The organism is Cryobacterium sp. AP23 (assembly GCF_054075385.1).
In genome coordinates this window covers 3,835,367-3,858,302 of sequence record NZ_CM133415.1, presented here as the reverse complement: position 1 = coordinate 3,858,302, position 22,936 = coordinate 3,835,367, and the positions used below count along the sequence as shown (strand labels likewise).

General features: G+C 67.2%; 25 protein-coding genes. 5 read left to right on the top strand and 20 right to left on the bottom strand.

Going from position 1 to position 22,936, the window contains the following annotated elements:
• Positions 1-67 precede the first annotated feature (67 nt).
• From ACU5E9_RS18205 to ACU5E9_RS18195, 3 genes are read right to left on the bottom strand one after another with little or no spacing between them, the layout of a single operon-like run.
• Complete coding sequence (locus ACU5E9_RS18205) at positions 68-2,023, bottom strand: ABC transporter ATP-binding protein (RefSeq protein WP_456811297.1); 1,956 nt, start codon at positions 2,021-2,023, stop codon at positions 68-70.
• The gene (locus tag ACU5E9_RS18200; protein ID WP_456811296.1) at positions 2,020-3,753 is read right to left on the bottom strand and encodes an ABC transporter ATP-binding protein; all 1,734 of its coding nucleotides are present in this window, start codon (positions 3,751-3,753) and stop codon (positions 2,020-2,022) included. The genes ACU5E9_RS18205 and ACU5E9_RS18200 overlap by 4 nt, the downstream gene beginning before the upstream one ends.
• Positions 3,753-4,715 (bottom strand): aldo/keto reductase, encoded by a 963-nt coding sequence (locus tag ACU5E9_RS18195; protein ID WP_456811295.1) that lies wholly within the window; start codon positions 4,713-4,715, stop codon positions 3,753-3,755. The genes ACU5E9_RS18200 and ACU5E9_RS18195 overlap by 1 nt, the downstream gene beginning before the upstream one ends.
• A gap of 132 nt (positions 4,716-4,847) precedes the next feature.
• Between ACU5E9_RS18195 and ACU5E9_RS18190 the strand changes: the two genes are divergently transcribed.
• Together ACU5E9_RS18190 and ACU5E9_RS18185 are read left to right on the top strand one after the other, a co-directional pair.
• Positions 4,848-5,357, top strand: a complete 510-nt coding sequence (locus tag ACU5E9_RS18190; RefSeq protein ID WP_456811294.1) for a methylated-DNA--[protein]-cysteine S-methyltransferase — start codon at positions 4,848-4,850, stop codon at positions 5,355-5,357.
• The gene (locus tag ACU5E9_RS18185) at positions 5,354-5,956 is read left to right on the top strand and encodes a DNA-3-methyladenine glycosylase I (protein WP_456811293.1); all 603 of its coding nucleotides are present in this window, start codon (positions 5,354-5,356) and stop codon (positions 5,954-5,956) included. Before ACU5E9_RS18190 ends, ACU5E9_RS18185 begins: the two co-directional genes overlap by 4 nt.
• A gap of 18 nt (positions 5,957-5,974) precedes the next feature.
• Here ACU5E9_RS18185 and ACU5E9_RS18180 read toward each other — a convergent pair whose 3' ends face one another.
• From ACU5E9_RS18180 to prmC, 15 genes are all read right to left on the bottom strand, one after another.
• Complete coding sequence (locus ACU5E9_RS18180) at positions 5,975-6,967, bottom strand: malate dehydrogenase (protein ID WP_456811292.1); 993 nt, start codon at positions 6,965-6,967, stop codon at positions 5,975-5,977.
• A gap of 34 nt (positions 6,968-7,001) precedes the next feature.
• Positions 7,002-7,754: a YaaA family protein gene (locus tag ACU5E9_RS18175; RefSeq protein WP_456811291.1), complete on the bottom strand. Its 753-nt coding sequence runs from the start codon at positions 7,752-7,754 to the stop codon at positions 7,002-7,004.
• Positions 7,755-7,775: 21 nt separating this feature from the next.
• A complete protein-coding gene (locus ACU5E9_RS18170; RefSeq protein ID WP_297366726.1) occupies positions 7,776-8,042 on the bottom strand; it encodes a F0F1 ATP synthase subunit epsilon in 267 nt (88 codons plus the stop codon).
• A 2-nt stretch (positions 8,043-8,044) separates the two neighbouring features.
• The gene (gene atpD, locus ACU5E9_RS18165) at positions 8,045-9,508 is read right to left on the bottom strand and encodes a F0F1 ATP synthase subunit beta (protein ID WP_456811290.1); all 1,464 of its coding nucleotides are present in this window, start codon (positions 9,506-9,508) and stop codon (positions 8,045-8,047) included.
• Positions 9,509-9,525: 17 nt separating this feature from the next.
• Positions 9,526-10,428, bottom strand: a complete 903-nt coding sequence (locus ACU5E9_RS18160; protein ID WP_456811289.1) for a F0F1 ATP synthase subunit gamma — start codon at positions 10,426-10,428, stop codon at positions 9,526-9,528.
• A 90-nt stretch (positions 10,429-10,518) separates the two neighbouring features.
• Positions 10,519-12,156: a F0F1 ATP synthase subunit alpha gene (gene atpA, locus ACU5E9_RS18155; RefSeq protein ID WP_456811288.1), complete on the bottom strand. Its 1,638-nt coding sequence runs from the start codon at positions 12,154-12,156 to the stop codon at positions 10,519-10,521.
• Between the two features lie 87 nt (positions 12,157-12,243).
• Positions 12,244-13,041 carry a F0F1 ATP synthase subunit delta gene (locus ACU5E9_RS18150; protein ID WP_456811287.1) on the bottom strand — a complete coding sequence of 266 codons (798 nt, stop codon included), beginning with the start codon at positions 13,039-13,041 and terminating at the stop codon, positions 12,244-12,246.
• A gap of 4 nt (positions 13,042-13,045) precedes the next feature.
• Positions 13,046-13,615 (bottom strand): F0F1 ATP synthase subunit B, encoded by a 570-nt coding sequence (locus ACU5E9_RS18145; RefSeq protein ID WP_456811286.1) that lies wholly within the window; start codon positions 13,613-13,615, stop codon positions 13,046-13,048.
• Positions 13,616-13,646: 31 nt separating this feature from the next.
• A complete protein-coding gene (gene atpE / locus ACU5E9_RS18140; RefSeq protein WP_066593671.1) occupies positions 13,647-13,880 on the bottom strand; it encodes an ATP synthase F0 subunit C in 234 nt (77 codons plus the stop codon).
• Positions 13,881-13,928: 48 nt separating this feature from the next.
• Entirely contained in the window at positions 13,929-14,816 is an 888-nt protein-coding gene (atpB, locus tag ACU5E9_RS18135) for a F0F1 ATP synthase subunit A (protein ID WP_456811285.1), read from the bottom strand.
• Between the two features lie 124 nt (positions 14,817-14,940).
• On the bottom strand, positions 14,941-15,402 hold the full coding sequence (locus ACU5E9_RS18130; protein WP_456811284.1) for a hypothetical protein: 462 nt from the start codon (positions 15,400-15,402) through the stop codon (positions 14,941-14,943).
• Entirely contained in the window at positions 15,399-16,628 is a 1,230-nt protein-coding gene (locus tag ACU5E9_RS18125) for an MraY family glycosyltransferase (RefSeq protein ID WP_456811283.1), read from the bottom strand. The genes ACU5E9_RS18130 and ACU5E9_RS18125 overlap by 4 nt, the downstream gene beginning before the upstream one ends.
• A complete protein-coding gene (locus ACU5E9_RS18120) occupies positions 16,625-17,326 on the bottom strand; it encodes an L-threonylcarbamoyladenylate synthase (protein WP_456811282.1) in 702 nt (233 codons plus the stop codon). Before ACU5E9_RS18120 ends, ACU5E9_RS18125 begins: the two co-directional genes overlap by 4 nt.
• 94 nt (positions 17,327-17,420) lie before the next feature.
• A complete protein-coding gene (locus ACU5E9_RS18115) occupies positions 17,421-17,936 on the bottom strand; it encodes a GNAT family N-acetyltransferase (protein WP_456811281.1) in 516 nt (171 codons plus the stop codon).
• Positions 17,933-18,784, bottom strand: a complete 852-nt coding sequence (prmC, locus tag ACU5E9_RS18110) for a peptide chain release factor N(5)-glutamine methyltransferase (protein ID WP_456813573.1) — start codon at positions 18,782-18,784, stop codon at positions 17,933-17,935. The genes ACU5E9_RS18115 and prmC overlap by 4 nt, the downstream gene beginning before the upstream one ends.
• Positions 18,785-19,011: 227 nt before the next feature.
• Between prmC and cysK the strand changes: the two genes are divergently transcribed.
• The 3 genes from cysK to ACU5E9_RS18095 all read left to right on the top strand — a co-directional run bounded on the left by cysK (position 19,012) and on the right by ACU5E9_RS18095 (position 21,722).
• Entirely contained in the window at positions 19,012-19,950 is a 939-nt protein-coding gene (cysK, locus tag ACU5E9_RS18105) for a cysteine synthase A (protein ID WP_456811280.1), read from the top strand.
• Positions 19,951-19,988: 38 nt separating this feature from the next.
• Complete coding sequence (epsC, locus tag ACU5E9_RS18100) at positions 19,989-20,567, top strand: serine O-acetyltransferase EpsC (protein ID WP_456811279.1); 579 nt, start codon at positions 19,989-19,991, stop codon at positions 20,565-20,567.
• A gap of 126 nt (positions 20,568-20,693) precedes the next feature.
• On the top strand, positions 20,694-21,722 hold the full coding sequence (locus tag ACU5E9_RS18095) for an isopenicillin N synthase family dioxygenase (protein ID WP_456811278.1): 1,029 nt from the start codon (positions 20,694-20,696) through the stop codon (positions 21,720-21,722).
• 17 nt (positions 21,723-21,739) lie between these two features.
• On the opposite strand, the gene ACU5E9_RS18090 is transcribed toward ACU5E9_RS18095, so the two are convergent.
• Positions 21,740-22,381, bottom strand: a complete 642-nt coding sequence (locus tag ACU5E9_RS18090; RefSeq protein WP_456811277.1) for a LysE family translocator — start codon at positions 22,379-22,381, stop codon at positions 21,740-21,742.
• 1 nt (position 22,382) lies between these two features.
• On the bottom strand, positions 22,383-22,865 hold the full coding sequence (locus ACU5E9_RS18085; RefSeq protein WP_456811276.1) for a GNAT family N-acetyltransferase: 483 nt from the start codon (positions 22,863-22,865) through the stop codon (positions 22,383-22,385).
• Positions 22,866-22,936 lie beyond the last annotated feature (71 nt).

The window sequence follows — 22,936 nt, the reverse complement described above, 5'->3', positions numbered from 1 at the left end:
CGAACCGTGAGAAGGGCCCCGAAAACCTGAGGTTTTCGGGGCCCTTCTCACGGTTCGGGAGGGGGGATTACTCGATGGCGGCGGCGAACTGGGAGTCGTAGAGGGCTCGGTACGCGCCGTTCGCTTCGAGGAGCTCGGTGTGGCTGCCCTGCTCCACGATGCGGCCCGCCTCCATCACCAGGATGAGGTCGGCGTCGCGGATGGTCGACAGGCGGTGCGCAATCACGAAGCTGGTGCGGTCGGCGCGGAGCGCGCTCATGGCGTGCTGCACCAGCACCTCGGTGCGGGTGTCCACCGAGCTGGTGGCCTCGTCGAGGATCAGCACGCTCGGCCGGGCCAGGAACGCCCTGGCGATGGTGAGCAGCTGCTTCTCCCCCGCGCTGACATTGCCGCCCTCGTCGTCGAGCACGGTGTCGTAGCCGTCCGGCAGCGAGTGCACGAACCTGTCCACGTAGGTCGCCTTCGCGGCCTCGAGGATCTGCTCCTCGGTGGCATCCGGCCGGCCGTAGGCGATGTTGTCGCGGATGCTGCCGCCGAACAGCCAGGTGTCCTGCAGCACCATGCCCATCCGGCTGCGCAGGTCGTCCCTGGTCATCTGCGCGACGTCAACGCCGTCCAGGGTGATCCGGCCCCGGTCGAGTTCGTAGAAACGCATCATCAGGTTCACCAGCGTGGTCTTGCCCGCCCCGGTGGGGCCCACGATGGCCACGGTCTGGCCCGGCTCTGCAACCAGGTTGAGACCCTCGATGAGCGGCTTGTCGGGGCTGTAGCTGAACGACACGTCCTCGAACACCAGGCGGCCGCGGGTCTCCGCTGGTGTCTCGGCCGGGTCGGCATCCGGGGTCTGCTCGTCGGCATCCAACAGCTCGAAGACCCGCTCGGCGCTGGCCACGCCGGACTGCAGCAGGTTCGCCATCGACCCGAGCTGCGCCAGCGGCTGGGTGAACTGCCGGGAGTACTGGATGAACGCCTGCACGTCACCGAGCTGCATCGCGCCGGAGGCCACCTGCAGGCCGCCGACGACCGCGATGGCCACGTAGACCAGGTTGCCGATGAAGGTCATGGCCGGCATGATCATGCCGCTCACGAACTGGGCGCCGAAGCTGGCCTGGAAGAGCTCGTCGTTCTTGGCGCTGAAACGCTGCTCCACCTCCTTCTGCCGGCCGAAGACCTTCACCAGGGCGTGGCCGGAGAAGGTCTCCTCGATCTGGCCGTTGAGTTCGCCGGTGTGCTTCCACTGCGCCACGAACAGCTTCTGCGAGCGCTTGGCGATCATGACCGTGGTCAGCAGGGTCAGCGGCACGGTGATCAGCGCGATCACGGCCAGCACCGGCGAGAGCAGCAGCATCATCACGATGACGCCGATCACGGTGAGCAGTGAGGTGACCACCTGGCTGAGCGACTGCTGCAGGCTCTGCGAGATGTTGTCGACGTCATTCGTGACCCGGCTGAGCAGTTCGCCGCGCTTGACGGTGTCGAAGTACCCCAGCGGCAGCCGGTTGATCTTCGCCTCGATCTCCTCGCGCAGCCGGTAGACGGTGCGCTGCACGACGGCGTTGAGCACCAGGGCCTGCAGCCAGCTGAAGACGGACGCGAGGATGTACAGCGCCAACACCCAGAACAACACCGACGAGAGAGCCGCGAAGTCGATGCCGAGGCCGGGGGTGAGGGTCATGGCGCTGAGCATGTCCGCCTGCGCGGTATCGCCGGATGCGCGCAGCCCGGCGATCACCTCGGCCTGGGTCGCCCCGGCCGGCAGGGCCTTGCTCACGATGCCCGAGAAGATCAGGTTGGTGCCCTCGCCGAGCAGGCGCGGTCCGATCACCGAGAAGGTGACGCTGATCACGGCGAGGACGAGGACCAGCGCCAGCCAGACCCGCTCGGGGCGCAACTTGCCGAGCAGCCGCTTGGCGCTGACGGAGAAGTTCATCGCCTTCTCCGCCGGCACGTTCATGCCGCCGAAGGGCCCGCCGCCGCGCGGGGGCCGGGCCGGGACCTTGACGTCGTCGTCGGTGTCGCTCATGAGGTGGCCTCCGCTGCCAGCTGGGATGCCGTGATTTCCTGGTAGGTCGACGACGTTGCCAGGAGCTGCTCGTGGGAGCCGCTGGCCACGATCCGGCCGTCCTCGATGACGAGGATCTGGTCGGCGTCGATGATGGTGGAGACCCGCTGGGCGACGATGATCATGGTCGCGTCGGTGACGTCCTCGGCCAGGGCCGCCCGCAGGCGGGCATCCGTGGCGAGGTCGAGCGCCGAGAAGGAGTCGTCGAAGATGTACAGCTCCGGCCGTTTCACCAGCGCCCTGGCGATCGCGAGCCGCTGCCGCTGCCCGCCGGACACATTCGTGCCGCCCTGCGAGATCGCAGCGTCGAGGCCGCCGTCGAGCTTCTCGACGAAGTCCCGCGCCTGGGCGGTCTCGAGCGCCTGCCAGATCTCGGCCTCGGTGGCATCCGGTTTGCCGTAGAGCAGGTTGCTGCGCACGGTGCCGGAGAACAGGTACGGCTTCTGCGGCACCAGGCCGATGTGGCCCCAGAGCAGGTCGGGGTTGAGCTCCCGCACGTCGACGCCGTCGAAGAGCACGGTGCCGCTGGTGGCGTCGAACAGGCGGGGCAGCAGGTTGACCAGGGTGGTCTTGCCCGAGCCGGTGCTGCCGATGATGGCTGTGGTGAAGCCGGGCCTGGCCACGAAGCTGATATCGCTGAGCACCGGCTGCTCCGCCCCCGGGTAGGCGAAGCCCACCCCGCGCAACTCGAGTTCGCCGTGGCCGGTGGTCTGGTTCACCGGGCTCGCCGGCGGGACCACGCTGGACGCGGTGTCGAGCACCTCGCCGATCCGGTCGGCGGACACGGTGGCCCGCGGGATCATCACCGCCATGAAGGTAGCCATCATCACGGCCATCAGGATCTGCATCAGGTAGCTGAGGAACGCGATCAGGGTGCCCACCTGCATGGACCCGTCCTCGATGCGGAACGCGCCGAACCAGATCACGGCGACGCTGGAGACGTTGAGCACCAGCATCACGACGGGGAACATCAGCGCCATCAGCCGCCCGGCCTGCAGGGCGGTCTGGGTGACGTCGGTGTTGGCCTGGCCGAAGCGAGCGGTTTCGACGTCTTCCCGCACGAACGCGCGGATCACGCGGATGCCGGTGAGCTGCTCCCGCAGCACCCGGTTGACGGTGTCGATGCGCACCTGCATCACCCGGAACAGCGGAACCATCCGCACGATGATGAGCCCGACGCCGATGAGGAGAACGGGGACGCTGACCGCGATCAGCCAAGACAATTCGAGGTCCTGCCGCATCGCCATGATGATGCCGCCGATGCAGAGGATGGGCGCGGAGACCAGCAGGGTGCAGGTGGTCAGCACCAGCATCTGCACCTGCTGCACGTCATTGGTGGAGCGGGTGATCAGCGACGGGGCGCCGAACCGGCTGACCTCCTGCTCGGAGAATTCACCCACCCGGGTGAAGACGGCGCCGCGCAGGTCACGGCCCAGCGCCATGGCCGCCTTGGCGCCGAAGTAGACGGCGATGATGGCGCAGATGATCTGGCCGAGCGTGATCAGCAGCATCATCCCGCCGGTGCGGAGGATGTAGCCGGTGTCGCCCGTGGCCACACCCTCATCGATGATGTCGGCGTTCAGCGCCGGCAGGTACAGCGACGCGATCGACTGGGCCAGCTGGAACACGATGACGGCGACCAGCAACCGCCAGTGCGGCCGGAGGTAGCGGACGAGCAGTGTCCAGAGCATCAGGCGAACAACGCTGAGATATAGGCGACGTCGTCGCTCGTGGGGCGCCAGCTGGTGGCGGCGTCGGCGTTCTGCAGGATCTGCTCCGGCTTGGTGGCGCCGGCGATCACGCTGGTCAGGCCGGGCTGGGCCAGCAGCCAGGCGAGGGTGGCCGCGAGCATGGTCACGCCGCGGTCGTCGCAGAACTGCTGGTAACGCTCGATGGTGTCCCAGGGGGCGTCGTCGAGCAGGTGCCGGCGCACCATCATGATCCGGCTGTCCGCCGGGCCGCCGGCGCGGGTGAACTTACCGGTGAACAGGCCGTTGTAGAGCGGGAAGAACGGCAGGAAACCCAGGCCGTACGCGTTCACGGCCGGGATCACCTCGTCCTCGGCGTCTCGCACCAGCAGGCTGTACTCGTTCTGCGCGGAGATGAAGGCCGGATGCCCTGCCATTCTCGCGGTGAACTCGGCCTCGGCGATCTGCCAGCCGGCGAGGTTCGAGTGGCCGATGTAGCGGATCTTGCCCTCGCGGATGAGATCGTCCAGCACCGAGAGGGTCTCCTCGATGGGCGTGTTCGGGTCGGGCCGGTGCAACTGGTACAGGTCGATCCAGTCCGTCTGCAGGCGGGTGAGGGAGGCCTCGACGGCCAGGCGGATGTACCGGCGCGAGCCGCGCGCGTCCCAGTCGGGGCCGTTGGCTCCGCCCATGTCCATCCCGAACTTGGTGGCGAGCACGATCTTCTCCCGCTTGCCGCGCAGGGCGTGTCCCATCAGGGTCTCGCTGAGGCCCCGTTCGGCGCCGTAGATGTCCGCGGTGTCGAACAGCGTGACGCCGGCGTCGATCGCCGCGTCGATCACCTGCGACGTGCCGTCCTGGCCTTCGGTGGTGGTGCCCGTTCGGCCGAAGTTGTTGCAGCCGAGCCCGATCGTCGAAACGACGAGACCTGAGTTGCCGAGAGTGCGATAGTCGATCTGAGCCATTTCACAATGCTATTCCTCCGACGCGCCCGGATGACGACCTTTCGCCCCTCCTCCACAGCCCCCGATCGGACGGAACATTCCCGTGTCCGAAACCCGCCGGATGCGCATCGTGCCGCCGACTACAGTCGCAGTATGAGCAGCCCAGCCATCCTCCCCCCGAACCTGATCCGTCTGCCGAGCCCGCTCGGCGGACTCGAACTCACCGGCGACGACGACGAAATCTGGTCGCTGGCCATCATCCGGAACGGCCACCTGCCGTTCGAGGGCCTGCCGGAGGCCCCGAACCCCCTCCTGCAGTCGGCGGCACAGCAACTCACGGAGTACTTCGCCGGCGACCGGGTTGCCTTCGACGTCCCCGTACGGCTGTCCCGCGGCACCGAGTTCCAGCGCAGCGTCTGGCTGGGTCTGGCCGCGATCCCGTTCGGTGACCACCTCTCCTACGGCGAGCTCGGCCGGTCGATCGGGAAGAGCGGGGCGGGGCGGGCCATCGGCGGCGCCGTAGGCGCGAACCCGGCGCCCATTCTCGTGGGCTGCCACCGGGTGCTCGCGTCCAACGGCCGGATCACCGGCTTCAGCGCCGGCGAGGGCATCCCCACCAAGCAGTGGCTGCTGCGCCACGAGCGCATCGAGTACGTCGGATGACTGACCTTCCCGCGCCGGCGCGGGTCTCGGTGGTCGTCGGCGACGACGGGCTCCCCCGCTGCGGCTGGGCGGCCAACGATGCCGAGTACCAGCGCTACCACGATGAGGAGTGGGGTCAGCCGCTCCGCGAAGACCGGGCACTGTTCGAGAAGCTCTGCCTGGAGGGGTTCCAGGCGGGGCTGTCCTGGATCACCATCCTGCGCCGCCGGCCGGCGTTCCGGGCCGCGTTCGCGGGCTTCGACATCGCGGCGGTGGCCGCGTTCACCGATGAGGACGTGGAGCGCCTGCTCGGTGACGAACGGATCATCCGGCACCGGGGCAAGATCACCGCGACAATCGACAACGCCCGCACCACCCTCGCGCTCGGCGAGAGTCTCGCCGAGCTGATCTGGAGCTTCGCCCCCGCCCCGCGGCCGCTGCCGCTGCCCAGCCTGGCCGACGTGCCGGCGATCACCGACGAGTCCACCGCGCTCAGCACGAAACTCCGCTCGCGCGGCTACCGGTTCGTCGGCCCCACCACGATGTACGCGCTGATGCAATCCAGCGGCCTGGTGAACGACCACGTGGCCGGCTGCCACCGTGCGCCGACGCCCGCCTAATGGAACCGGCGGGTGTCGTCAGCGCGGGCCGAGCAGGCCCAGCGCGCTGACGGCCTCCCGTTCGGCGGCGAGCTCTGCGACCGACGCGTCGATCCGCGCCCGCGAGAACGCGTCGATCTCCAGGCCCGGTTCGATCGCCCAGCGCCCGCCCAGGGAGCGCACCGGGTAGGACGACACCAGGCCCTCAGGCACCCCGTAGGACCCGTCGGACACCACGCCGGCGCTGGTCCAGTCGTCGCCGGTGCCGTTGACCCAGTCGTAGACATGGTCAACGGCGGCGCTGGCTGCCGAGCCCATCGAGGAGGCGCCGCGCACGGCGATGATCTCGGCCCCGCGGTTGGCGACCCGGGGGATGAATTCGTCCACCAGCCAGGCTTCGTCGACGAGGTCCCGCACCGGGCGCCCGTCGACGGTGGCGTGCGACACGTCCGGGTACTGCAGCGTGGAGTGGTTCCCCCAGATGGCGACGCCCCGCACCGAGGTCACCGGCACGGACAGGTGGGCGGCGAGCTGGGCGACCGCCCGGTTGTGGTCGAGCCGGGTGAGGGCGGTGAAGCGGTCGGCGGGAACGTCGGGCGCGTGGCTGGCGGCAACGAAGGCGTTGGTGTTGGCTGGGTTGCCCACCACGACCACCCGCACGTCGTCAGCGGCACCGGCGTTGATCGCGGCGCCCTGGGGGCCGAAGATGCGGGCGTTGCCCTCGAGCAGGTCGGCGCGTTCCTGGCCGGGGCCGCGCGGCCTCGCGCCCACCAGGATCGCGACGTTGGTTCCGTCGAAGGCCTGCGCCGGATCATCCGTCACCCGTACGTCGTCGAGCAGCGGGAACGCGCTGTCCTGCAGCTCGAACGCACTGCCTTCGGCGGCGCGGAGTCCGCTGGGGATCTCCAGTAATCGCAGGGCCACCGGGACATGGTTGCCGAGCAGCTGCCCGGACGCGATCCGGAACATCAGCGCGTAGCCGATGTTGCCTCCGGCGCCGGTGACGGTGACCGTTACTCGTTGTCTCTGCACGAGTTCATCCTAGGAGCCCGACGATGCAAAAAGGTCAGTGCCCGGAAACGACGAGTTCCAGTTCACCGGCGGCACCGGGTCGGAGGGTCAGGCCGGCAGCGTCTGCCCAGCCGAGCAGCTGGTCGACGGAGGCGAAAACCTGGCCGTTTTCGAGCAAGGCGCGGGTGAACTCCCCTTTGGATTTCTTGTTGAAGTGATTGAGCGCGCGCGTCTGCCCGTCGGCGCCCTCGGTCACGACCCGCAGGAAGTACCGCTCCGCGTGGTCAGCGGCGGGACCGAGCGACACGTACCCTTCCGAGCGGAGGTCCAGGAGCAGCCCCTCGGAGGTCTCCAGTACGGCGGATACGTCGCTGGCCCAGTGCTTCTTGAGGGGCAGCCCCGGCAGCCGGGAGTCGTGCGAGAGCCGGTAGGCGGGAACCCGGTCGAGGCCGCCGACGGGCCCGAGCAACGCGGAGTGCACCAGCAGGTGCCGGCCGGCGAAGGCGCGGGCGTCCGCGGACAGCGTCGCGGCATCCAGGGCGTCGTAGAGCACACCGGTGTACCTGTCGATGACCGGGGTCGTCGCGGAGGAGCGCAGGGCAGCGTTCCGGTCCACCTCGGCGAGCTGCGTGCGGCCGAGCTTGAGGGCCCGGACGGTGGCCTCCGGGTCGCCGGCCAGATCCGCCAACGCCTGCACGAGAACGTTGCGCCGGGCAGTCAGGGCGGGAAACCGCAGGGAGTCCAGCTCCAGGGGCAGAAAACCGCCGCCGGAGCGTTTAGTCTCCGACGGCGGTAACAGTACTAACAATTCAGCACTAACAAGTACGTCCTAAACGAGCGCGGCCTTGCGGGCCACGATGGTGATGGTGTCGTTCTCGACCGAGAGGAAACCGTCTGCCGCCTCGGCGACGACCTTGGTTCCGTCGGCGAGCGTGACCCGAACCTCACCGCTGGAGAGGATCGCCAGCAGCGGCTCGTGGCCGGCGAGAATACCGATCTCGCCTTCCACGGTGCGTGCCACGACCATGGTCGCCTCGCCGGACCAGACCTGCTGGTCCGCCGAGACGACACTCACGGAAAGCGGAGCCGAAGCCATGCTTAGCCGTTCTCCTTCTGGATCTGAGCCCACTTCTCTTCGACGTCGCCGATGCCACCGACGTTGAAGAAGGCCTGCTCGGACACGTGGTCGAAGTCACCGTTGGCAATGGCCGTGAACGACTCGATGGTGTCCTTGAGCGACACCGTCGAACCCTCGACGCCCGTGAACTTCTTTGCCATGTAGGTGTTCTGCGACAGGAACTGCTGGATGCGCCGGGCACGGGCCACGGTCACCTTGTCTTCTTCAGAGAGCTCGTCAACACCGAGGATCGCGATGATCTCCTGGAGTTCCTTGTTCTTCTGCAGGATCGCCTTCACGCGAACGGCCGTGTTGTAGTGATCGGCGCCCAGGTAGCGGGGGTCGAGGATACGGCTGGACGAGGTGAGCGGGTCGACGGCCGGGTACAGGCCCTTCGACGCGATCTCACGCGAGAGCTCGGTGGTGGCGTCGAGGTGCGCGAACGTGGTCGCCGGGGCCGGGTCGGTGTAGTCGTCGGCAGGCACGTAGATGGCCTGGAGCGAGGTGATCGAGTGGCCACGGGTCGACGTGATGCGCTCCTGCAGGATGCCCATCTCGTCGGCCAGGTTCGGCTGGTAACCCACGGCGGAGGGCATGCGGCCCAGCAGGGTCGACACCTCCGAGCCGGCCTGGGTGAAGCGGAAGATGTTGTCGATGAAGAGCAACACGTCCTGCTTGGCGACGTCACGGAAGTACTCCGCCATGGTCAGCGCGGAGAGCGCGACACGCAGTCGCGTTCCCGGCGGCTCATCCATCTGGCCGAATACGAGGGCGGTCTTGTCGAAGACGCCGGCCTCTTCCATTTCGCCGATGAGGTCGTTGCCCTCACGGGTACGCTCGCCGACACCGGCGAACACTGACACTCCACCGTGGTCCTGCGCAACGCGCTGGATCATTTCCTGGATCAGGACGGTCTTGCCGACACCGGCACCACCGAAGAGGCCGATCTTTCCACCGAGCACGTACGGCGTCAGCAGGTCGATGACCTTGATGCCGGTCTCGAACAGCTGGGTCTTGGACTCCAGCTGGTCGAAGGGCGGCGGCTTGCGGTGGATGGGCCAGCGTTCGGTGATCTCGATGGTCTCGCCGGGCTTGGCGTTGAGCACCTCGCCGATGACGTTGAAGACGCGACCCTTGGTGACGTTTCCGACCGGGACCATGATGGGCGATCCGGTGTCCCGGACCTCCTGGCCGCGGACGAGTCCGTCGGTGGGGTTCAGGGCGATGGCGCGAACGAGGTCGTCACCGAGGTGCAGGGCAACCTCGAGGGTGATCTCGGTCGACTCGTCGCCAATGACGATGGTCGTCTTGAGCGCGTTGTACATTCCAGGGATCGAGTCGTGCGGGAACTCAATGTCCACGACGGGTCCCGTAACGCGTGCGATCCGGCCCACAGCGCCGGCTGTGCCCTCCTCGAGGACTGGCGCGATTGCGGTGTCAGTCATAACTCTCTCTTCTCTGGTTAGTTCTTGGCGGATGAGAGCGCGTCGGCTCCACCCACGATCTCGGAAATCTGCTGCGTGATCTCGGTCTGGCGCGCGTTGTTCGACAGCCGCGTGAAGTCCTTGATGAGCTTGTCTGCGTTGTCGCTGGCCGACTTCATGGCCTTCTGACGGCTGGCGTGCTCCGAAGCGGCCGACTGCAACATGGCGTTGAAGATGCGGCTTTCGATGTACACCGGGAGCAGGGCGTCGAGAACAGTCTCGGCCTCCGGCTCGAATTCGTAGAGCGGCAGAACGGCGGACGCTTCGGGCGCTTCTTCGCCTTCGACGACCTCGAGCGGCAGCAACCGGACAACCTCGGGAACCTGGGTGACCATGCTCACGAAGCGGTTGTAGACGATGTGAATTTCGTCCACGCCACCGTCGTCGGCTTCGCGGAGGAACGCCTCGAGGAGGGCCTCACCGATTTCCTGGGCCGTGTCGAACTGCGGCTGGTCCGTCGCGCCGGTCCAGGATCGCTCCGAGACGCGGCGGCGGAAGCTGAAGTACGCGAGCGCCTTGCGGCCGACCAGGTAATAGACGACGTCCTTGCCCTGGCTGCGCAGCAGCTCGGTGAGCTGCTCGGCCTCGCGGAGCACCTGGGAGCTGAACGCTCCGGCCAGGCCACGGTCGGACGCGAAGATGACGACCGCTGCGCGGTTGATGGTCTCGGGTTCGGTGGTCAGGACGTGCTCGATGTTCGAGTACGTGGCGACCGCGGAAACTGCCCGTGTGATCGCACGCGAATACGGGGTGGACGCAGCAACCCTCGCCTGCGCCTTCTGGATGCGCGAGGCGGAGATCAGCTCCATGGCCCGAGTGATCTTCTTGGTCGTCTGGGCAGATTTGATCTTCTGCCGGTAGACCCGAAGTTGCGCTCCCATGTGTCTCCTGTGCTTACTTGTCTGTCGTGTCGGTGGGTGTCAAGCGGTCCGGTTCGCGCCGCGGCTGGCGGCGCGAACCGGGTGAAGCGACTAGCGCTTGTGCTTGACGATCTTTTCCTGGTTGACGTCTTCCGCCTTGGTCGCGACGAACTCTTCGCGGCCGACGGAGGCGAGTGCCTTGCCCTCACCGGTCTGGAATTCGCGCTTGAAGGTGTCGACCGCGCCAGTGAGCTCGGCGACAGTGTCGTCGGAGAGCACGTTGGTTTCGCGCAGGGTGGTGAGAATGCCCGTGTTACGGCCCAGGTAGTCGAGCAGTTCGCGCTCGAAACGCAGGATGTCTTCGAGGGGAACCTCGTCGAGCTTGCCGTTGGTGCCGGCCCAGATCGAAACGACCTGGTCCTCGACCGGGTACGGGGAGTACTGCGGCTGCTTGAGCAGCTCGGTCAGGCGGGCGCCACGAGCAAGCTGGCGACGGCTGGCCGGGTCGAGGTCCGATGCGAACATCGAGAATGCCTCGAGCGAGCGGTACTGGGCCAGTTCGAGCTTGAGGGTACCGGAGACCTTCTTGATCGACTTGACCTGGGCGTCACCGCCAACTCGGGAGACCGAGATTCCCACGTCGACAGCGGGGCGCTGGTTGGCGTTGAAGAGGTCGGACTGCAGGAAGATCTGGCCGTCGGTGATCGAGATCACGTTGGTCGGAATGTAGGCGGCAACGTCGTTGGCCTTGGTCTCGATGATCGGCAGGCCGGTCATCGAGCCGGCGCCGAGCTCGTCGGAGAGCTTGGCACAACGCTCGAGCAGGCGGGAGTGCAGGTAGAACACGTCGCCGGGGTACGCTTCGCGTCCCGGCGGGCGACGCAGCAGCAGCGACACCGCACGATAGGCCTCGGCCTGCTTGGACAGGTCATCGAAGATGATGAGGACGTGCTTGCCGGAGTACATCCAGTGCTGGCCGATGGCCGAGCCGGTATACGGGGCCAGGTACTTGAAGCCGGCCGGGTCGGAGGCGGGGGCGGCGACGATGGTGGTGTACTCCATCGCTCCGGCATCCTCGAGCGCACCCTTCACCGAAGCGATGGTGGAGCCCTTCTGGCCGATGGCGACGTAGATGCAGCGAACCTGCTTGTTGGTGTCGCCGGACTCCCAGTTGGCCTTCTGGTTGATGATGGTGTCCACCGCGATCGCGGTCTTACCGGTCTGGCGGTCACCGATGATCAGCTGGCGCTGGCCACGGCCGATCGGGATCATCGCGTCGATGGCCTTGATGCCGGTCTGCATCGGCTCGTGGACCGACTTGCGGTGCATGACGCCGGGAGCCTGCAGCTCGAGGGCGCGGCGGCCGTCGGTCTTGATCTCGCCGAGACCGTCGATCGGTGCGCCGAGCGGGTCGACGACCCGGCCCAGGTAGCCGTCGCCGACGGGTACGGAGAGCACCTCGCCGGTGCGGTACACCTCCATGCCCTCCACGATGCCGGCGAACTCGCCGAGGACGACAACACCGATCTCGTCTTCGTCGAGGTTCAGCGCGAGGCCCAGGGTGCCATCGGCGAACTTGATGAGCTCGTTGGCCATGACGCCGGGGAGACCCTCAACGTGGGCGATGCCATCGCCCGCGGTGGTGACGTAGCCGACCTCAGTCGTCGCGGTCTTGTTCGGCTCGTAGGACTTGACGAAGTCCTGGAGAGCGTCGCGGATCTCATCGGGGCTGATCGTTAGTTCTGCCATCATCTTCCCTTTTCTGTACAGCAGTACAGGCTTTGTCTTTTCGACACGTTACCGTCTCGAGGTTTGTGTGATCTGGGAACCCGAAGGTTACCCAGCAAGCTGCAGTCTCAAGTCCTTGAGACGGGTGGCGATGCTGCCGTCAATGACGTCATCGCCGATCTGTACTTTCAGGCCGCCGACGACGGATGCGTCGATGACCTGGTTGATGGTGAGGTTACGTCCGTACCGGGCTGACAGGGTCTTGGCGAGCCGGTCCAGCTGCGCGCTCTGCAACGGTGTCGCGGAGGTGACAGTGGCGATGACGGAGTCAGCCTGGTCGGCGACGATCGTGGCCGCGTCCCGGAGCAGTTCGCCGATGCGGCGTCCGCGGGGCTGCCGCACGAGGTGACGCACGATGGTGAGCGTCTGGTCGCTCGCCTTGCCTTTCAGCAGGGCGTCAACGAGACTCACCTTGGCGACAGCCGGGGTGAGCTTGCTGGTCAGCGCCAATTCGAGCTCGGCGTCCGACGAGACCGCCGCACCAAAGGTGAACAGCTCGGCGTCGATCGACACGTCCGCCGGGGCGGATGCTGCGACGACGCGGAGGCCGAGCGCTTCGATGCCTGCGAGCAGGTCCTGGTGGTTCGACCACCGAGCTGCGGCAGCGGACTGCAGCAACTCGAGTGCGACCGGCGTCACGGTCGGCGCGAAGACCGCCCGGACGAGGGCGGTCTTGGCGGCCTCATCAGCCGAGGCGTCGCCGATGGCGGCCAGCAGCTGAGAGGAGTTGCCGATGACCCGGCCGGCGTCGAACAGGCTTTCGCCCGTCGCCAGATCGGCCGAGTCGGCGTGGGCGGCCAAGGCCGTCCGCGACGAGGCCAAGGCTTCTCTGGTGGCGCTTCCCATGTGTCTAGTGCTTTCCGGCCGACGGGGCCGTGTTCTCGGAGGACTCGATGTCGGCGAGGAACCTGTCGACGATGGCGCTTGCACGCGCGTCGTCGTTCAGGCTTTCACCGATGACACCGGAGGCCAGGTCGAGAGCCAGGGTGCCGACCTCGCTGCGAAGCGAGGTGATGGCGGCCTGGTGCTCTGCCTCGATCTGGGTCTTGGCGGTGGCCAGGATCCGGCCGGCGTCCGAGGACGCCTGCTCACGAAGCTCGGCGACGATCTGCTGACCGTCGGCGCGAGCCTGCTCGCGGATCTGACCGGCCTCGACGCGGGCTGCAGCGAGCTGGGCGGTGTACTGCTCGAGAGCAGCCTCTGCCTTGCGCTGAGCTTCGTCGGCCTTCGCGATGTTTCCTTCAATGGCCTCTGCGCGGTCGTCGAGGAGCTTCTGCATCCGTGGAAGCACAAGCTTCCAGAAGAAGAAGAGAATGACGACGAAGACGAAGGACGACCAAATGATGTCGTAGATCGCGGGAATGAGCGGGTTGACCGTCTCTTCCGCTTCTGCGGCGGCTGCAATCACTGAGTGAAGCATCGTGCCTCCTAACTAGTTGTAGAAAAGAGGACTAAACGAAGATGAAGTACGTAGCGATACCGATGAACGCAAGCGCCTCGGTGAATGCGATACCGATGTACATCAGCACCTGCAGGCGGCCGGCCAGCTCAGGCTGACGTGCGACACCCTCGATGGTCTTGCCCACGACGATACCAACGCCGATTGCCGGGCCGATAGCCGCGAGGCCGTAGCCGACGGTGGCAATGTTGCCGTTGATTTCCGCGAGAACGGTAACTGCGTCCACGTGTGTTTCCTTCCGTAGTGACGTATCCGGCGATCGCCGGGTACGAGGTTAGTGCTCGTCAGCCAGCGCGAGCTGGATGTAGACAGCGGTGAGCAATGCGAAGACGTACGCCTGCAGCGTCGCCACCAAGAGTTCGAACAATGTGAACACGAAGCCGAACGCGAGGGTACCGACACCGAACAGCTTGAAGCCGCCGTCCGCGGTGAAGAAGAAGAACTGGGTCGCCGCGAAGAACAGCACCAGCAGGAGGTGGCCGACAACCATGTTCATCAGCAGTCGCAGGGTGAGCGTGACCGGGCGGATCAGGAACGTGGAGACGAACTCGATCGGCGTGACGATGATGTACAGCACCGGGGGAACTCCGGGCGGGAAGAGCGAGTTGCGGAAGAACTTGCCCGGGTGCTTCTTGATGCCGGCGTAGAGGAACGCGCCGTACGCGACCAGGGCGAGCACCAGCGGAACGCCGATGACCGAGGTTCCCGCGATGTTCAGGAACGGGATCACCCCGGTGAGGTTCATGAAGAGCACCATGAAGAAGATGGTGGTGATCAGCGGAAGGAAGCGTTTGCCATCCTTCTTGCCGAGCAGGTCCTCTGCGATGTTGACACGCACGAGGTCCAGGCCCATTTCGACCAGGCTCTGGAGGCGGGTCGGGACGATCTTCATGCGACGGGTTCCGGCCCAGAAGAGCAGCATCATCACGGCAACCGCAATGAAGCGGATGAGGATGATGCGGTTCATCTCGAACGGAGTGTTCGCGAAGAAGATCGCATCGGGGAAAAACTCGTTGATCGTTGGACCGTGGAACTCACCGTCGTCAGACGCGAGCGGAACGAGCAGGTTTACGGCGGTTTCTAGCAGCGCTTTCTCCTGTTTCGGGGCGTGGAGCTCTGCTCTCGCAACGACGAATATAGATGCCGGTCTTCGCGCCAGCATGGGCAACGTCGGTCCGGGGTGAATCGCTCATAACCCTAGCAATAAACGAGCCCAGCTTACGAATCGAGTGCGGCCTGCTCAGTGGCTGATTGGGCCGTGCGGCGAGTCGCGGGTTAGGTGAGCCTCAGTCGTCGTGCGGCGCGGGCGGCAGCACGACGTCGCTGGCGTAGGGCATCCGGCTCTTGAAAAGCACTATCGCGTCGACGACGAGCGACCCGATAACACCGGCGATGATGCTCAGGAACAGCACCAGCGGGTGAATCCAGGGCTGGTCCTTGAGCAGGATCAGCAGAACCAGGAAGACGATGAACTTGAGCAGCCAGCCGCCCATCACGATGCCGAAGAACGCGCCGATGGAGTTCTCGTTGCCGGCGTAACGATTGGCCAACAGAATGCTGGCGGCGGTGATGCCCATGAACACCACGGCCATCAGGGTGCCGATCAACGCGCTGAGCACTCCGATGCCGCCGACGGTGAGCCCGCCGACGACCATGCCGACCACCGCGATCGCGAGGGCGAGGATGCCGCCGTAGACGAGAACCTGCCGGAAGACGGGGATGGAGGTGGGCTGGGTGTTGGTGCTCATGCGTGCTCCTTGGCGTCGTCTGACGCCTCGTCGAGGGGGTCGAGTACGGCGCTCGGCTCCGTGCCGATGGCCGCCGTGACGGGCGCCAGCTGGCTGGCCGCCTCGATGGCCTTGCGGCGGCTCAGAGGCGCGAGCGTCACGATGGTGCAGATGACCAGGGCGGTCACCAGGAAGACTGTGGCCCAGCCGCTCGGCAGCCCGAGGAACACGGGCAGCACGTAGTAGAGCAGGCACCCGACCGAGGCCGCCGCTGTCCAGCCGTAGAAGATCAGCACGGCGTGCAGGTGGGAGTGGCCCATGTCGAGCAGGCGGTGGTGCAGGTGCTTACGGTCGGCGCTGAACGGGGACTTGCCCGCCCGCACCCGCCGGAAGACGGCGAGCCCGAAGTCGAGCAGCGGGATGATCAGGATCGCCACCGGCAGGATCAACGGGATGAAGGCCGGGAACAGCTGGGCGCGGTTGATCGAGGTGGGGTCAACCTGACCGGTGATGGCGATGGCGGAGGTGGCCATCAGCAGGCCCACCAGCAGCGCGCCGGCATCGCCCATGAACATCTTCGCCGGCCGCCAGTTCACCGGCAGGAAGCCCACGCAGGCTCCCACCAGGATCGCCGCGATGAGGGAGGCGAGGTTGAAGTAGTTGGTGGGCGACGTGTCGCGCACCAGCAGGTAGCTGTAGATGAAGAACACGCCGTTGGCGATGAGCGCCACCCCGGCGACGAGGCCGTCCAGGCCGTCGATGAAGTTGATCATGTTCATCACGATGACGATGGCCATCACCGTGATCACGATCGACATCCACGACGACCCCACCGTGAGACCGCCGATGGGCAGCGAGAAGACCTGCACGCCCTGCCAGGCGACCAGGCCGGCGGCGATGAACTGACCGAGGAGCTTGGTCATCCAGTCCAGGTCCCAGATGTCGTCGGCGACGCCCAGCAGCACGATCAGCAGCGCGGCCCCGAGGATGGCCATGATCTGGTGCGGGTCGGCGAAGATCAGCCGGAGCGGCGCGAATTGGGAGGCCACCAGGTAGGACACCCCGAAGGCGACAAGGATGCCGCAGAACATCGCGATGCCGCCGAGCCGCGGGGTGGGCCGGGTGTGCACGTCACGTTCGCGGATCTTGGGGTACAGCCGGTACTTGTGTGTGAGCTTGAGCACCACCAGCGACATCAGGTAGGTCACCACCGCCGATACGAGGGCGAGGATGACGAACAGGGTCATTGGTCGGCTACCGGGGCGAGCGCCTCCCCGATCACGGCCTCGATGGCGGCACGGGAGATGACGCCGTTGCGCACGATCACCAGTTTGCCGCCGTTGGTGTCGAACCCGGTCGCGTCGATGATGGTGGAGGAGGTGTCGCCGGGGCGGTCTCCGATCGCTTCGTAGTCCAGGCCGGCCACTCCCCCGTCGAGGTAGACCGCGACGTTGACGCCGAGCATGTCCTCGGCGCCGATGACGTCGATGGCGGACGGGAGCCCGGTGGTGTTGGCGCTGGAGACGGCGAGCGGGCCGGTTTCGGCGAGGAGGTCGAGGGCCACCTGGTTGCGCGGCATCCGCAGGGCGACGGTGCCCCTGGTCTCGCCGAGGTCCCAGACCAACGACGGCTGGGCGGTCAGGATGACGGTGAGCCCGCCGGGCCAGAACGCGGCGACGAGGTCCCGCACCGGCTGCGGCACGTTCTCGGCCAGGGCATCCAGGGTGGGGATGCCGGGAACAAGGACGGGCGGCGGCGATTGCCGGTCGCGACCCTTGGCTTCCAGCAGCTTCTGCACGGCGTCGGGGTTGAAGGCGTCGGCGGCGACGCCGTAGACGGTGTCGGTGGGGATGACGACGAGCGCGCCGCGGCCGATCGCCGAGCGTGCCAGTCGCATGCCGGTCGCGTATTCCTCGTCGACCGAGCAGTCATAGATACGTGTCATCGCGCCTGATTCTACTGCAGCCCACCTGTGAGGGCTGGGAGCCGCCCGCTCGCGAGCCGTGACCTGGGCCCCGAAAACCCGGGACTTTTGGGGCTCAACTCACGGCTCGCGGGAGGGAGAGCGTCTTTTCCAAGTAGATTTTGGTGGGCTCGTAGGCCAGGGACGCGTAGAGGGCTCGGGCGGCAGCGTTGCGGGCGAACACGTTCAGGGTGATCTTGGCGGCACCCAGTCGGGCTGCCTCGGTCTCGGCGAGCAGCATCGCCCGGCGGCCGTGGCCGCGGCCGCGGAATGCTTCGAAGATCAGGATGTCTAGAATCCACCAGTTGGTGGGGTCGTCGGCCGGTCCGGCCGCGAGCCAGAGCACACCGACGTGCTCACCGGGGACCGTCACCGCGTAGACGTGCTGGCCGGGGGCGGGGAGGCCGTCCGGGAACTCGCGCGCGGTGGACTCCCCCGCTTTCCTCTCGGCCGCGGCCCGGCTCAGTCCCGCCGGCTCAAGGTCCTCGGCGTAGTCGAGGGTGCTGGTGACGAGCCAGGCCTCGAGCTCTTCCGGCGTCATCGGGCGCAGGCCCGCGGCGGCGGCGGCGCTGGGGCGTATGGATGCGGTCACGGGCGCAGGGCGGTAGTGGTGCGGTCCCGGGTGGTGAGGTCGCGGTGGGTGGCGGTGGCCCGCCAGCCGTCGGCGTCGAGCAGGTCACGGATCTCGGCGCCCTGCAGCTCGCCGTGCTCGATGATGAGCACTCCCCCGGCCCGCAGCAGGCGCAGGCCGGTCTGTGACACCAGGCGCACCACGTCGAGGCCGTCTTCGCCCCCGAACAGGGCGGCGGCGGGATCGAACAGGCGCACCTCGGGGTCGCGCGGGATGGCGTCGGCGGGGATGTACGGCGGGTTGGAGACGACGACGGAGACGGTGCCGTCCAGCTCAGTGAACGCGTCGGCGAGGTCGGCGAAGACGAGGGTGGAGTTCGGTGCCCCGACCTCCGCGAAGTTGCGGCTGGTCCAGGGGAAGGCATCCGGCGAGTTCTCGCAGGCGAACACGCGGGCGTGCGGCACCTCGGTGGCCAGGGCCAGGGCGATCGCCCCGCTGCCCGTGCCGAGGTCGACGCCGATGGGTTCGGGGTCGGCCATGGAACGCAGCGCGTCGATCGCCAGCTGGGCGACTCCCTCGGTCTCGGGGCGCGGCACGAAGACCCCTGGGCCCACGTTCAACTCCAGGGAACGGAACGGTGCCCGCCCGGTGATGTGCTGGAGCGGTTCGCGCTTCTCGCGGCGCTCGAGCAGCGCGGCGATCGCCGTCGTGTCGGCTGCGGAGAGGACGGTGCCCATGATCGCGGCGGCCTGGACCTGCCCGCGGCTCGTGCCCAGCACGTGGCCGATGAGCAGATCGGCATCCACCTCGGCGTCTTCGATGCCCGCGTGGGTGAGCCGGGCGATCGCGTCGGCGCGGGTCCGGTCCACCGTCGCCGGCTCCGCAGACGGCTCGCGGGCCGACTCATCGAACGAAGAAGCTGGGGTGTTGCTGGGAGCTGTCACAAAGTGAAATCTTACGCACCTCCCTGAGTATCGTCAGGGCTCTAGGCTGAACGAGGCATACTGCAGAGCTCCCCGTTACGGCGTTACCCACCCCAGCGGCTCGTCCGCAGAAACACGAGGCTCCCTGATGAGCCCGCAGGAAAGGTCTACCGATGTCCGCACGGATCTACTCAGACATTACCGAAACCGTCGGCAACACCCCGCTGGTGAAGCTCAACCGCCTGCCCGGCGATTCCACGGCAACGGTGCTCGCCAAGCTTGAGTTCTACAACCCGTCCAGCAGCGTCAAGGACCGCATCGGCGTGGCGATCGTCGACGCCGCCGAGAAGTCCGGCGAGCTGAAGCCCGGCGGCACCATCGTCGAGGGCACCAGCGGCAACACCGGCATCGCCCTCGCGCTCGTGGGCGCCGCCCGCGGTTACAAGGTCATCCTCGCGATGCCCGAGACCATGAGTAAGGAGCGCAAGATCCTCCTGCGCGCCTACGGCGCCGAGCTGGTGCTCACCCCGGGCCCCGACGGCATGCGCGGAGCGGTCGAGAAGGCCAAGGAGATCGCGGCGGCCACGCCCGGTGCGATCTGGGCCCGCCAGTTCGACAACCCGGCCAACCCTGCCATTCACAAGGCCACCACCGGTGTGGAGATCTGGGACGACACCGACGGAGCCGTCGACCTCCTGGTCGCCGGCATCGGCACCGGCGGCACCATCACCGGCGCCGGCCAGCTGCTCAAAGAGCGGAAGCCCGCGATCCGCATCGTCGGCGTCGAGCCCAAGGACTCACCTATCCTCAACGGCGGCGCCCCCGGCCCGCACAAGATCCAGGGAATCGGCGCCAACTTCGTGCCGTCGGTGCTCGACACGCACATCTACGACGAGGTCACCGATGTGACCCTGGCCGACTCGATCGCCACCGCTCGCGCCCTCGGCACCCAGGAAGGCATCCTGGCCGGCATCTCCGGCGGCGCCGCGGTCTGGGCCGCCCTCGAGCAGGCCAAGCTGCCCGAGAACGCCGGCAAGACCATCGTCGTGATCGTGCCCGGCTTCGGCGAGCGGTACATCAGCACGGTGCTCTACGAAGACCTCGTCGACTAAGCATTCATCACCCGAGATTCAACAGACAGGTACCCGGCATGGGAGTGTTCGCCCGCATTCGCGAGGACATCGCGATGGCAGAGAGGCACGACCCTGCCGCGCACAGCAAGGTGGAGGTCGTGCTCGCCTACAGCGGAGTGCACGCCGTCTGGGCCTACCGGGTCACGCACATGCTGTGGTCGCACGGGTACCGCCTGCCGGCCCGGCTGCTCTCGCAGTTCGCCCGCTTCCTCACCGGGGTGGAAATCCACCCCGGTGCGAGCATCGGGCGCCGCCTGTTCATCGACCACGGCATGGGTGTCGTGATCGGTGAGACCGCCGTCGTCGGCGACGACGTGATGCTGTACCACGGGGTCACGCTCGGCGGGAAGAGCCGCCACGGGATCGTGCCGGGCGCCCAGCGCCACCCCACCCTCCAGGACGGCGTGACCGTGGGCGCCGGCGCCAAGATCCTCGGCCCGATCACGCTCGGCGCGTGGAGCACGGTGGGGGCCAACGCTGTCGTCACGAAGGACGCCCCGCCGCGGTCGATCCTGCTGGGCATCCCTGCGCGGGCCCAGCCGGGCACGGCCGAAGACATCAAGGCCGCCCGCCTCCTGCTGAAAACCACGGCCTGACCGTCCCATTCCGACGCTTCCTGCGACCCCGGGCATCCCCGGGGATGCTGACGCGCAGGATCTTCGACCCCGGCAATCCGCTGTAATACTCCGGGTTTGCGGCCGGAGTTTGGCAGAATAGTTGTCATGACAACTTCCCCCGCCGCTGCCAAGCCCGCCGCCCTGTCCCTTCCGATCCTGGACCTGTCCAGGCTCGATGCCGGCGGCGACGAAGCCGAGGCGTTCCGAACCGAACTGCGCGAGGTCACCCACGAGTACGGGTTCTTCTACCTCACCGGGCACGGCGTTCCGGCAGAACTGATCGAGCGGGTGATGACCACATCGCGGGCCTTCTTCAACCTGCCCGAAGACGACAAGATGGCCATCGAGAACCTGCAGAGCCCGCACTTCCGCGGCTACACCCGCGTGGGCGGGGAACTCACCCAGGGCAAGGTGGACTGGCGCGAGCAGATCGACATCGGACCGGAGCGGCCCGCCCTCGACCTCGGCCCCGACGACGCCGACTATCTGCGTCTCGAGGGTCCCAACCAGTGGCCCGAGAACCTGCCCGCACTGGAAGAGGTCATGACCCAGTGGCGTGAGGAACTCAACGACGTCGCCCTCCGGCTGATGCAGGCCTGGGCCCTCTCCCTCGGGGCCGACCAGCACGTCTTCGACGAGGCCTTCGCCCAGAAGCCGTCCACGCTGATCAAGATCGTGCGCTACCCCGGCAAGTCGGACCCCACCCCGCGGCAGGGTGTCGGCGCCCACAAGGACTCCGGCGTGCTCACCCTGCTCTTCGTGGAGCCCGGCAAGGGTGGCCTGCAGGTGGAGAAGGACGGCGAGTGGATCGACGCTCCCCCGCTGGACGGCGCGTTCGTGGTGAACATCGGCGAACTGCTCGAGGTGGCCACGGATGGCTACCTCAAGGCCACCGTGCACCGGGTGATCTCCCCGCTGATCGGTGACGACCGCATCTCGATCCCGTTCTTCTACAGCCCCGCGCTGGACGCCACCATCCCGGTGCTCACCCTGCCGGACGAACTGCACGCCCCGGGCATCACGATTGACCCGGAGAACCCGATCTTCACCACCTACGGTGAGAACTCGCTGAAGAGCCGCATGCGCGCGCACCCCGACGTGGCGGCGATCCACCACTCCGACCTGCTCAAGTAGGCGCCGGCCGACGCCGGTTATGCCGCCGGTGCGGGGGCGTCGAGCGCGAGCTTGACGCCCACCGCGCCCAGCAGGGTGCCGGTGATCCAGCGCTGTGCGGTCACCCAGGCCGGACGCCGTCCGAGGAACACCGCGATGCCGCCGGCGGCGAGAACGATGGCGGCGTTCACGATGATGCTCACCGTGATCTGCACTCCGCCGAGGATGAAGCCCTGAAGCAGGACGTTGCCGTGTGCCGGGTTCACGAACTGCGGGATGAGGGCCAGGTACATGATCGCGGCCTTGGGGTTGAGCAGGTTGGTGATCAAACCCATGCGGAAGAGCTTGCGCCGGGAATCGCGGGGAAGGTCGCGGGCCTCGAACAGGGACAGCCCGCCCGGCTTCAGGGTCTTCCAGGCGAGGTAGATCAGGTAGGCGGCACCGGCGAGTTTGACCACGGTGTAGAGCCACGGCACCACCAGGAACACTGCGGCCAGCCCGAGGTTGGCCATGGTCATGTAGACCAGGAAGCCGACGAATGTGCCGGCCAGGGACACCATGCCGGCGCGCCAGCCCTGCCCGATGCTGCGGGAGACCAGGTAGATCATGTTGGGACCCGGCGTGAGGACCATGCCCAGCGCGACCAGCGCCATGCCGAGAACTGCGGTGATGGACACCATGTCAGGTCAGCTCCTTCGCGAGCCAGTGGTCGGCATAGGGGTCGGTGGTGAACGGGGGCACGTCGACGTAGCCGAGCCGGCGGTACAACCGGATGGCTTCGACGAGGTCGCTGCGCACGGTGAGGCGGAGCGTCCGGCGACCTGCGTCGACCGCGAGCTCTTCGAGCCGGCCGATGAGCGCGGCTCCGGCACCGCTGCCGCGGGCCCCGGACGCCACATAGATCCGGGTGAGCTCCCCGGTGGTGGCGTCGATGTAGCGCACTCCCCCGCAGGCGACCGCGACGCCGTCAACCACGCCGAGCAGGAGCACCCCGGTGTGGGCCTGCAGGTCGTCACTCGGTTCATCCCCCATCGCGGTGTCGACCTCGGCGGCCAGCGCGGCCCGGCCGTAGTACCGGCCGACGATGTCGGTGTAGTACTCCCGTAGCAAGGCGGCGGCAGCGGGCGAGCCCGGGTCGGCGGTGACGAAGGTGAGCCCGGGCATGACCAACAGCCTAGCCAACGAGAAGAGGCGCCCCAGCCTGAGCTGGAGCGCCTCGTCGTGCGGGTCACGAG